Source organism: Caulobacter sp. 17J65-9, from assembly GCF_010975005.1.
Taxonomy (GTDB): domain Bacteria; phylum Pseudomonadota; class Alphaproteobacteria; order Caulobacterales; family Caulobacteraceae; genus 17J80-11.
The window spans coordinates 19,004-29,447 of sequence record NZ_JAAIVC010000031.1; the positions used below are offsets into that span (position 1 = coordinate 19,004).

Consider the following 10,444-nt stretch of genomic DNA (forward strand, 5'->3'; position numbering starts at 1 on the left):
ACCGTCGCGCTGGCGCGCGTCCACACGCCGGACGCGCGCGAATGGCGCTCGCCTCATGAAATTTGTCCGGCCAGATTTCAAGGCGCCGAACTTCAGGGCGCCGAACTTCAAGGCGTTGGCGCGCCGCCTGTGCGGGCGCAATCCGCTGACCGCCCTGGCCGCGGCCGGGGTGGCGGGCCTGGCCGTGGCGGCGCTCTGCGTGCGGCTGTCGTTCGGGCCGATGCCGGCCGACTGGCTGGCCCCCTTGCTTGAGCGCAGCCTCGCTCGCCAGGTCGAGGGCGGCCGGGCCGAGATCGGCGAGGTCGGGCTGGTCTGGTTCGACGACGCCGGCGCGCTGGGCCTGCAGCTCGAGAACGTGCGCCTGACCGACGGCCAGCGCCGTCCCGTGCTGCTGGCCCGCCGGGTCCAGGCCGCCGTCGCGCTCGATTCGCTGTTCGCCTTCACCACCGCGCCGGGCCGCATCGCCGCCCAGGACTTCTTCGCCGCCGTCTCGGTGTCGCCCAAGGGCAATTACGAGCTGGGCTACGACGCCGACGGCGAGCCGGGCGTGGTCACCGGACTGGACCGGCTGTTCGCCGACATGACCGGCCGCGCCCGCATGGGCCGCCCGATGAGCTTCCTGCGCCAGCTCGACCTTGAGAACGGTCGCTTGGCCCTGCGCCAGGTCGGCGGCGGGGTGAACTGGGTGGCCGAGGTCCGCGAGGTCGAATTCCAGAAGACCGACGGCCGCCTCACGGCCCGCGCCGACCTCGAAATCCGCGACCGCGTGCAGGGGACGGCCGGTCTGCAGGCGCAGGCGCAGGGCACGGTCGGCCTCAAGGACGCCTTCGTCCGTGCCGAGCTGCGCGACCTGACGCCGGCGCGGGTGTTCCCGTCGGTCGGACCGACCCGCTCGCTCTCGGCGCTGGACGCCGTGGTCCGCGGTCGCGGCTCGCTGGCCTACGGCGCGGAGACCGGCGTGCGGGCGGCCGACGCGGCCTTCTCGGCCGGCAAGGGCGCGCTGCGCTTCGGCACGACCCGCCAGGGCTTCGAATCCGCCCAGGTGGTGGCCGGCTACGACCCCCGCACGCGCGACGTCGAGATCCAGACCCTGCAGCTGGCCGCCGAGCGCACGCGGCTGGACCTGGCCGGGCGGCTGCGGCTGGTCCCTGAGGACCGGGCCAAGCAGGCGCCCGCGCGCCTGGAGTTCGACGTGCATGGTCCCCGCGTGCAGGGCGCCCTGGCGGCCGACGCGCCGCCGCAGGAGCTGACCGACGTCGCCGCCCAAGGCCGCTATACGCCCGAACTTCGCCGCATCGAGATCGCCCACGGGCGCGCCCGCGTTGCCGGCGCGCCGCTCTCCGCCCAGGGCGCGCTGTTCCAGAACAAGCGCGGCGCCTGGGGCGCGGACCTGACGGCGCGGCTGGAAGGCGCGGTCGGACGCGACCAGGTCTTCGCCTTCTGGCCCACTCACCTGGGCGGCGGGGCCCGCGCCTGGCTGTCGAAGGCCGTGAAGGACGGCCGCTACTCGAACGCGGTCCTGACCCTGAAGGCCCCCGCCGGCGCCTTCGACCGCAAGATCCTGCGCGACCAGGAGCTGAAGCTCACCTTTGATTTCCAGAACGCCGCCCTGCGCTTCATCGACAGGCTGCCGGCGGTGTCGGGCGGGCAGGGCTCGGCGGTGCTGCAGGGCAACCGCTTCGACCTGGCCATGACCGGCGGGCGGCTCGACACCATCGCGCTCAGCGAAGGGACCGTGGAGATCCCCCGCCTGAAGGGCGACGGCGCCAAGGTGAGCGTCCGCGCGCGCGGCAAGGGCGACGCCCAGGCCATGCTGCGCGTGGTCGACGGCACGGAGAGCCGGCTGCTCACCAGCCACGGCTTCGCGCCCGAGCGGCTGACCGGCACGGCCGACGTGCTGTTCGAACTGGCCCGCCCGCTGGGCAGGCCGGTCGAGTTCAAGGACTACGACATCCGCTACGCCGGGGTCGTGCGTGGCGCTTCGGTGTCCAACGCGGCGCTGGGCTGGGACCTGCAGGACGGCGAGATGGCCGTCGACGGCGACACCAGGGGCGTCGACGTGAAGGGCGTCGGCGAAGTCGGCCCCTATCGCGGCCGCATCGAGTTCGCCTCGGTGTTCTCCAAGGACGGGGCCGAGACGGTGGACCTGGACGGCGCGGTGCGCGCCGCGACCTTCGGCGGCCGGACCGACCGCACCGTCGCCCTGACCGGGCGGTTCCGCACCCGCGGCGGCCACGGCGAGGGCAGCTTCCGCTCCGCCGCCGGCGACGGCCGGGTGGAATGGAGCAAGCTGGCCGGCGGCGAGCGCTTCACCCTCCAGGGCCAGGCCGACGCGCCGGGCCTGCGCGAGGCCGGCGCGCCCTTCGTCGACGGCCTGCCGGACCACTTCCCGGTGGAGGTGACCCTGGGCGCGACCGGGGCGACCTGGACCGGCGTGGTCGAGGCCGACGCCCTGTCCGGCGATCTCGCCTACACCCCGGGGGTGCGCCCGCATCTGCTTTATCGCGCCCAGGTGACGCCGCTGGAGGCGCGCCGGCTGGGCTTCGGACGCCTGCCGCTGTTCGAGGAGACCCGCCCCGTGGTGGTCGACGCCGCCTGGTCGGGCGGCGACGGCGCCGCCGAGGTGACCGCCGGCGGTCTGGAGCTGGCCATGAGCTGGACCCGGGCGCCCGACGGCGCGGTCGAGCGGCGCCTGCGCTCGGCCCTGTCGCCGGCCGACCTGGACGCGCTGGGCCTGCCTAACATGCTCAAGCCGGGAACCACGCTTCCGGTGTCGCTGGCCTGGCGGACGACCCCGGAGGGGATGGCCGGCACGGCCGACTTCGCCGGCACGCCGGCCCGCTTCCAGGCCGGTCCGCTGCGCGCGGGCGCGCGCCAGTTCGTGGTGTGGACCACCCTCGACCCTCAGGCGCTGCGCCGCTGGGGCGCGCCGGACGTGGTCGACTTCGACGGCGAGGCTCCGGTCTCGGTCCGCTGGACCCAGGTCGAGGACCAGCCGCTGACCGGCCGTCTCGACCTGGACCTGACCTCGGCCTACGTCGGCGTGCCGCGCAGCGAGTGGCGCAAGCCAGCCGGCCAGCCGGCCCGCCTGGCGGTCAGCTTCCTGCGCGAGAGCGACGGCGACCTGCGCCTGTCGCGCGTGACCGGCGAAGGCGAGGACTTCGAGCTGTCGGGCTCTGCCGCCATGACCGCCGACGGCCGGCTGGTGTCGCTGGACCTGCCCAAGGCCAAGCTGGACGGACTGATCGACGGCGCCCTGCGGCTGTGGCGCGAGCCGACCGGCTCGGTGCTCAACGTGCGGGTGGACGGCCGCTGGCTGGATGCGCGCCGCCTGTTCGACCGGCTGTCGGCGCCGGCCCCGGGCGGGGCGGGCGAGGGGCGTTCGGCGTCGGTGAAGTTCGACGCGACGGTGGCGGGCCTGCGCCTGACCGACGACGCGGTGCTGCGCGACGTGCGCGCCAGCGGCCAGTGGGGCGAGGCGGCTGTCCGCCGGATGGAGCTGGCCGCCCGGACCGGCGGCGGCGCGCGCCTGAGCGGGCGGCTGTTCCCGCTGGCCGGGGTGACGGGGCTCAGCTTCGAGACCGACGACGCCGGCGACCTGGCCAAGACCCTGTTCGACGTGGAGAGCCTGCGCGGCGGGTCGGCCAGCGTGACCGGCCGGCTGGTGGCCGGCGGGGCGGACCTGGACGTCGACATCAACGACGTGCGCCTGATCCGCGCCCCGACCGTGGCCCAGATCCTGACCGTCGGCTCGCTGCAGGGCATCGCCGACACCCTGAACGGGGAAGGGGTGATGTTCACCCGCGTGGTCGCGCCGGTGCAGGTCCGCGGTTCGAAGATCACCATCGGCGACGCGCGCGCCACCGGTCCGGCGCTGGGCCTGACCACCAAGGGCGTGGCCGACCTGAAGGCCGACACCCTGGACTTCGAAGGGACGATCGCGCCGGCCTATTCGATCAACTCGGCGGTGGGCGCCGTGCCGGTGCTGGGTCAGCTTCTGGTCTCGCGCCAGGGCGAGGGCGTGGTCGGGCTGGGCTATGCGGCCCGCGGCTCGTTCGGCAAGCCGCAGGTGACGGTCAATCCGCTGTCGCTGGTGACGCCGGGCATCCTGCGGCGCCTGTTCGAGACCCCGGCCCCCGCGAACCGCCCGAAACGGACGGCGACCCGCGGGAGCCGGTGATCGTCAGTCTCAGACCGGCTTGACCAGCACGATCTTCTTCTTGCCGGCGGCCAGCTTCAGCACGCCGTCGGCGTTCAGGTCGGCGAGCGTGACCAGCTGGTTGCCGTCGGCGATCTGCACGTCGTTCAGGCGCAGGCCCCCGCCCTGGGCCAGGCGGCGGGCCTCGCTGCGCGAGCCGGCCAGGCCGGCGTGCTCGGCGGCCAGCGCTGCGACCGGCAGGCCGGCTTCCAGTTCGGCGCGGGCGATCTCCACGGTCGGCAGGTCGGCCGACAGCTTGCCCTGCTCGAAGGCGGCCTGGGCGGCGGCGCGGGCGGTCTCGGCGGCGTCACGGCCGTGGAGGAGCGCGGTGGCCTCGTCGGCCAGCACCTTCTTGGCCTCGTTGATCTCCGCGCCCTGCAGGGCCTCCAACCGGGCGATCTCGTCCATGGGCAGGGTGGTGAACAGCTTCAGGAAGCGGCCCACGTCCTTGTCCTCGGCGTTGCGCCAGAACTGCCAGTAGTCGTAGGCGCTGAGCATGTCGGCGTTCAGCCACACGGCGCCCGAGGCGGTCTTGCCCATCTTGGCGCCCGACGCGGTCGTCAGCAGCGGCGTGGTCAGGCCCCAGGCCTCCGCGCCGGCCAGGCGGCGCACCAGGTCGGCGCCGGAGACGATGTTGCCCCACTGGTCGGAGCCGCCCATCTGCAGCACGCAGCCGTGGCGCTTGTAGAGCTCCAGGAAGTCCACCGACTGCATCAGCATGTAGTTGAATTCGAGGAAGGTTAGCGGCTGCTCGCGCTCGAGCCGCAGCTTGACGCTGTCGAAGGTCAGCATGCGGTTGACGGTGAAGTGCGGGCCGAAGTCGCGCAGGAACTGGATGTAGCCGAAGCCGTCCAGCCATGACGCATTGTCCAGCATCATCGCGTCGGTCGGGCCGTCGCCGAAGCTCAGGAACTTCGTGAACACCTGACGGATGCCGGCGATGTTGGCGGCGATGCCGGCGTCGTCCAGCATGGAGCGCTGGGTGTCCTTGCCCGACGGGTCGCCCACCTTGGTGGTGCCGCCGCCCATCAGCACGATCGGCCGGTGGCCGGTCTTCTGCAGCCAGTGCAGCATCATGATCTGCACCAGCGAGCCTGCGTGCAGGCTGGGCGCGGTGGCGTCGAAGCCGATGTAGGCGGTGATCGGGCCTGACGCCGCCTTGGCGTCCAGCGCCGCCAGGTCGGTGACCTGGTGGACGAAGCCGCGCTCGTGCAGCACCCGCAGGAATTCAGAGCGGTACTGGACGTCGGACATGGCGCGGCTCTCCTGGAAATCGGCGGGCGCGTTTAGCACGGCCGCAGGGCGCGGCCCAAGATCGGAAGCGGGAAGGGAGGTCATTCGGCGGCTCCTGGGAGGCTTTTCGGGCCGGAGACCGCTTCTTCGATGCACGTCGCCGACCCGGTGGCGGCGCGTGATCGGTGTGATCGAACAGCCCGCTCGCTATGACAGCGAGCGGTAATACGACGTCGTGTTGGCGGCGCGTTCGAACATGGCGCTCAAAGTGCGGTGCGGGACGTGCTTTCGTCAAGCATCCCCCAATCCATATGCCCCGGCGCAAGCGTGGCCCAGGTGAAGCCCGGAAGCGTTCCGGATGAATCTGGGTCCCGGCTTTCGCCGGGACAGACGGGAGAGAGGGACGCACACTCCTCGTAGAATCTGGCATTCGTTCGTCATGCGCCTGGCCCTAAGTCCGCACCCCGACACCCCGCCCGCGAGCGCCCTGGCCATCGAGGTCGAGGTCGAGCGCCGCGCGTCGAGCCTGGAGCTCCGCTACCTCGTCACCGGCGCGATCGACGATCTGCGCCTGCCGGCCCCGGCCGCGCCGGAGCGCGCCGACGAGCTGTGGAAGCACACCTGCTTCGAGGCCTTCGTGGCCCGCGCCGACGGCGGCTATTACGAGTTCAACTTCGCGCCCTCGACCCGCTGGGCCGCCTACGGCTTCGCCGGTTACCGCGAGGGCGTGGCCGACGCCGACGTCGACGCCCCCGTCATCGAGGCCCGCGCGGACGAGGGGCTGTATGAAGTTCGCGTGAGCCTGCAGCTTGACCGTTTACCCGGCCTGCCGGCCGATGAAGTATGGCCGCTCGCCCTGACGGCGGTGATCGAGGACACGGACGGCGGCAAGTCGTACTGGGCCTTGAGGCACCCGCCGGGGCGGCCCGATTTCCACCACCGCGACGGCTTCGCCTGCGAGCTTCCTGCCTAGGACCGACCATGAAATTCGGCATCGATCGACTGATTTCCGATCCGGCCCTGCGCGCGCCGCTGGCCGGCAAGCGGGTGGCCCTGCTGGCCCACCCGGCCTCGGTGACGGCCGATCTGACCCACTCGCTGGACGCGCTGGGCGCGCTGGGCGACGTCAAGCTGACCGCCGCCTATGGGCCGCAGCACGGCCTGCGCGGCGACAAGCAGGACAACATGATGGAGAGCCCGGACTTCAACGATCCGGCGCTCGGCATTCCGGTGTTCAGCCTCTACGGCGAGGTGCGCCGCCCGACCGACGCGTCGATGGATACGTTCGACGTGATCCTGATCGACCTGCAGGACCTGGGCTGCCGCATCTACACCTTCATCACCACCCTGCTGTACGTGCTGGAGGCCGCGGCTAAGCACGGGAAGGAAGTCTGGGTGCTGGATCGTCCCAACCCGGCCGGCCGCCCGGTCGAGGGCCTGACGCTGCGTCCCGGCTGGGAGAGCTTCGTCGGCGCCGGACCCATGCCCATGCGCCACGGCATGACGCTGGGCGAACTGGGCCTGTGGTTCATTCAGGCCTTCAAGCTCGACGTCGAGTATCGCGTGATTGAGATGGAGGGCTGGAAGCCGGAGGAGGGGCCGGGCTTCGGCTGGCCGCTCTACGAACGCGCCTGGATCAATCCCAGCCCCAACGCGCCCAACCTGTGGATGGCCCGCGCCTACGCCGGCACGGTGATGCTGGAGGGCACGACCCTGTCGGAAGGCCGCGGCACCACCCGGCCGCTGGAGCTGTTCGGCGCGCCGGACATCGACGCCCGCGCGGTCATGGCCGAGATGCAGGCCTTCGCGCCGCAATGGCTCAAGGGCTGCCGCCTGCGCGACTGCTGGTTCGAACCGACCTTCCACAAGCACGTGCACCAGCTGTGCGCCGGCGTGCAGATCCACACCGAGGACCCCAGCTACGACCACGAAGCGTTCAAGCCCTGGCGGCTGCAGACCCTGGCCTTCAAGGCGATCCGCAAGCTCTATCCGGACTACGCCCTGTGGCGCGATTTCCCGTACGAGTACGAGTTCGGCAAGCTGGCCATCGACGTCATCAACGGCGGCCCGGCCCTGCGGGAATGGGTGGACGACGCGGCGAGCACGCCGGCCGACCTCGACGCCATCACCTTGCCGGATGAAGAGGCCTGGCTCGAAGAGCGCAAGCCGCACCTGCTGTACTGAACCCCTCTCCCGGTCGGGAGAGGGAGGGGCCCGCGTCGCGAAGCGACGTGGGAGGGTGAGGGGCACGGGAGGGCGCCTGACCTAGCGCCAAGGCCGTGTCCGTCCGTAACCCCTCATCCTCCCGCGCGGGCCTCCGCGCTCCGCGCTCCGGCGCGCGGGGCCCTTCCTTCTCCCGCCGGGAGAAGGCCAAAAGCCCCGCTTGCCGCCTCGCGGGCCGCCCCCATCTGCACCCCACGGGTCCGGGCCCCTCTGGCGGCCGCACGTGCGGCCGTGATGTCGGACCCCTCCTGACGGAGGGACGGACCGATGACCGACGCGCCGCTGTGGCTCTGGGTCGGCTTCAACGCTTTCATCCTGATCCTGCTGGCCTTCGACCTCGGGGTCTTCCACCGCAAGGCCAAGGTCGTCGGCATGGCCGAGGCCCTGTGGCTGAGCGCCGCCTATCTGGGCCTGGCCCTGCTGTTCAATCTGGGCGTCCTATGGCTGTTCGGGCCGGACAAGGCGCTGGAGTTCTTCACCGGCTACCTGATCGAGCGGGCGCTCAGCCTCGACAACGTCTTCGTCATCGCGCTCGTGTTCTCGACCCTGGCCATCCCGGCCGAGCACCAGCACCGCATCCTGTTCTGGGGCGTGCTGGGCGCGCTGGTCATGCGCGGGCTGATGATCTGGGGCGGGGTGGCGCTGGTCACCCACTTCCACTGGATCCTGTACGTGTTCGGGGCCTTCCTGGTGTTCACCGGGATCAAGCTGCTGCGCTCGCACGAGGTCGCGCCGGACCTGGAGGACAGCCGCATCCTGAAGTTCGCGCGGCGGCGCCTGCGGGTGACGCCCCGCTATGACGGCCAGAAGTTCTTCCTGCGCGATCGCGTGATCTACGCCACGCCGCTGTTCCTGGCGCTGGTGATGGTCGAGGCGGCGGACCTGATGTTCGCGGTCGACTCGATCCCGGCCATCTTCGCCGTCACCGAGGACCCGTTCATCGTTTACACGTCCAACGTCTTCGCCATCCTGGGCCTGCGGGCGCTGTATTTCGCCCTGGCGCGGGTGCTGGACCGCTTCGTCTACCTGAACGTCGGCCTGGCCCTGGTTCTGGTGCTGATCGGGGCCAAGATGCTGCTGGCCGGGGTCTGGAAGATGCCCGTCGCCCTGGCGCTGGTGCTGATCGTGGGGATCCTCGGCGGCGCGATCGTCGCCTCGGTCCTGAAAACGCGAAAGGCCCGCCCCAACCCGTCACCCTCGGGCTTGTCCCGAGGGCCCATGGCGGATGGCGAGCGCGACGCGCGGCGGTGATGCGCGACGTCACGCTCGCGGGCTCTTTTCGAGCGCGCGGAGGCTGAACGATGGGCCCTCGGGACAAGCCCGAGGGTGACGATCATCGGGAAAGCCGGATCAGGCCGGCTCGGCCTCGAGCCGCTTGTCGAGGTAGTTGCCGACCCGCGTCTCCACCTCGGTCAGCTTGTCGACCCAGAAGTGGTTGGCGCCCGGGACCACCTCGTAGTCGATGGTGATGCCCTTCTGGGTGCGCAGCTTGGCGACCACGCGCTCGACCTCGTTCGGCGGCACGATGGTGTCGTTCTCGCCGTGCAGGAACAGGCCCGAAGCCGGGCAGGGGGCCAGGAAGCTGAAGTCGTACATGTTGGTCGGCGGCGACACCGAGATGAAGCCGTCGGTCTCCGGACGGCGCATCAAAAGCTGCATGCCGATGTAGGCCCCGAACTGGTAGCCGGCGACCCAGGTCTGGGTGGCGGCCGGGTTGTTGGCCTGCAGCCAGTCCAGCGCCGAGGCCGCGTCGGCCAGCTCGCCCAGGCCCGAATCGAATTCGCCCTGGCTGCGGCCCACGCCGCGGAAGTTGAAGCGCAGGACCGCGAAGCCGCGCTTCATGAACAGGTGATACAGCTGCACGGCGACGGGGTTGTTCATGTGCCCGCCGGCCTTCGGGTGCGGGTGCAGAATCAGCGCGATCGGCGCGTTTTCCTTCTTGCCCGGCGAATACCGACCTTCGATGCGGCCGGCCGCGCCGGTCAAAATCACCTCAGGCATACGTAACCCCGTCTGACCAATCGAATCCCATGCGCTTGCGGCGCTGAAATACTTGACCGCCTGAGTCGGGTTTCCTATGTCCCGACCGCGAAGGCGGCCGGCCCCGGCCCCGCAAGGGGGCGGGTTTAGCACAGGCCGCTCAAAACGCGCGCGATTTCTGAAGGACCCGGGCCATGCGCCTCTCCACCAAAGGGCGGTACGCGGTCATGGCGATGGCGGACCTGGCCCGCAACGGCCGTGATCGCCCGGTCAGCCTGGCCGAGATCGCCGAGCGCCAGGAGATTTCGCTGTCCTATCTGGAGCAGCTGTTCGCGCGCTTGCGCCGCGGCGGCCTGGTGAAGAGCGTGCGCGGTCCCGGCGGCGGCTACCGCCTGGCCAAGGACGCCGATCAGACCTGGGTCGCCGAGATCGTGCTGGCCGTCGACGAGCCGATCCGCGCCACCCGCTGCAACCAACATAGCTCGCCCAAGGGCTGCATGCTCGGCGGCGAGCGCTGCCTGACCCACAATCTGTGGGAGGGCCTGGGCCGCGAGATTCATCGCTATCTGTCGTCGGTGTCGCTTGAGGACGTGGTCGAGAACCGCGTGAACCGCTCGAACGCCGCGGAGGTGGTCGCCGCCTGATGAAGACGCCCGTCTACCTCGACTACAACGCCACCGCGCCGATCCGCCCCGAGGCGGCGGAAGCCGTGGCGCGTGCGCTGGCCATCGGCGGCAATCCGTCGTCGGTGCACGCCGCCGGCCGCGCCGCGCGCGCGGCGGTCGAGGACGCGCGGGCCCGGGTCGCGGC

7 protein-coding genes and 1 pseudogene are annotated in these 10,444 nt (G+C 71.3%); 6 read left to right on the plus strand and 2 right to left on the minus strand.

What is annotated here, in order from left to right; translation table 11 throughout:
- Positions 1-55: 55 nt before the first annotated feature.
- Positions 56-4,180 carry a DUF3971 domain-containing protein gene (locus tag G3573_RS07415; protein WP_163260447.1) on the plus strand — a complete coding sequence of 1,375 codons (4,125 nt, stop codon included), beginning with the start codon at positions 56-58 and terminating at the stop codon, positions 4,178-4,180.
- A 9-nt stretch (positions 4,181-4,189) separates the two neighbouring features.
- On the opposite strand, the gene tyrS is transcribed toward G3573_RS07415, so the two are convergent.
- Positions 4,190-5,452, minus strand: coding sequence for a tyrosine--tRNA ligase (gene tyrS, locus G3573_RS07420; protein ID WP_163260448.1), 1,263 nt, complete (start codon positions 5,450-5,452; stop codon positions 4,190-4,192).
- A 418-nt stretch (positions 5,453-5,870) separates the two neighbouring features.
- Here tyrS and G3573_RS07425 point away from each other — a divergent pair, with 418 nt between their 5' ends.
- The 3 genes from G3573_RS07425 to G3573_RS07435 all read left to right on the plus strand — a co-directional run bounded on the left by G3573_RS07425 (position 5,871) and on the right by G3573_RS07435 (position 8,905).
- Entirely contained in the window at positions 5,871-6,404 is a 534-nt protein-coding gene (locus tag G3573_RS07425; RefSeq protein WP_163260449.1) for a DOMON-like domain-containing protein, read from the plus strand.
- A gap of 8 nt (positions 6,405-6,412) precedes the next feature.
- Positions 6,413-7,615, plus strand: a complete 1,203-nt coding sequence (locus G3573_RS07430; RefSeq protein WP_163260450.1) for a DUF1343 domain-containing protein — start codon at positions 6,413-6,415, stop codon at positions 7,613-7,615.
- Positions 7,616-7,921: 306 nt separating this feature from the next.
- Entirely contained in the window at positions 7,922-8,905 is a 984-nt protein-coding gene (locus G3573_RS07435) for a TerC family protein (protein ID WP_163260451.1), read from the plus strand.
- A 99-nt stretch (positions 8,906-9,004) separates the two neighbouring features.
- Here the strand turns inward: G3573_RS07435 and G3573_RS07440 are convergent, their stop codons facing one another.
- Positions 9,005-9,655: an alpha/beta hydrolase gene (locus G3573_RS07440; protein ID WP_163260452.1), complete on the minus strand. Its 651-nt coding sequence runs from the start codon at positions 9,653-9,655 to the stop codon at positions 9,005-9,007.
- A gap of 173 nt (positions 9,656-9,828) precedes the next feature.
- On the opposite strand from G3573_RS07440, the gene G3573_RS07445 reads away from it, so the two are divergent.
- Entirely contained in the window at positions 9,829-10,278 is a 450-nt protein-coding gene (locus G3573_RS07445) for an Rrf2 family transcriptional regulator (RefSeq protein WP_163260453.1), read from the plus strand.
- Positions 10,278-10,444, plus strand: a pseudogene (locus G3573_RS22205) (cysteine desulfurase); the annotation flags it as partial. The gene G3573_RS07445 and the pseudogene G3573_RS22205, both read left to right, overlap by 1 nt.

What these genes read in the sequence shown, in the direction of transcription:
- G3573_RS07415 (WP_163260447.1), top strand. Translation starts at nt 56, where the DNA reads ATGAAATTTGTCCGGCCAGATTTCAAGGCGCCGAACTTCAGGGCGCCG.
- tyrS (WP_163260448.1), bottom strand. Translation starts at nt 5,452, where the DNA reads ATGTCCGACGTCCAGTACCGCTCTGAATTCCTGCGGGTGCTGCACGAG.
- G3573_RS07425 (WP_163260449.1), top strand. Translation starts at nt 5,871, where the DNA reads ATGCGCCTGGCCCTAAGTCCGCACCCCGACACCCCGCCCGCGAGCGCC.
- G3573_RS07430 (WP_163260450.1), top strand. Translation starts at nt 6,413, where the DNA reads ATGAAATTCGGCATCGATCGACTGATTTCCGATCCGGCCCTGCGCGCG.
- G3573_RS07435 (WP_163260451.1), top strand. Translation starts at nt 7,922, where the DNA reads ATGACCGACGCGCCGCTGTGGCTCTGGGTCGGCTTCAACGCTTTCATC.
- G3573_RS07440 (WP_163260452.1), bottom strand. Translation starts at nt 9,655, where the DNA reads ATGCCTGAGGTGATTTTGACCGGCGCGGCCGGCCGCATCGAAGGTCGG.
- G3573_RS07445 (WP_163260453.1), top strand. Translation starts at nt 9,829, where the DNA reads ATGCGCCTCTCCACCAAAGGGCGGTACGCGGTCATGGCGATGGCGGAC.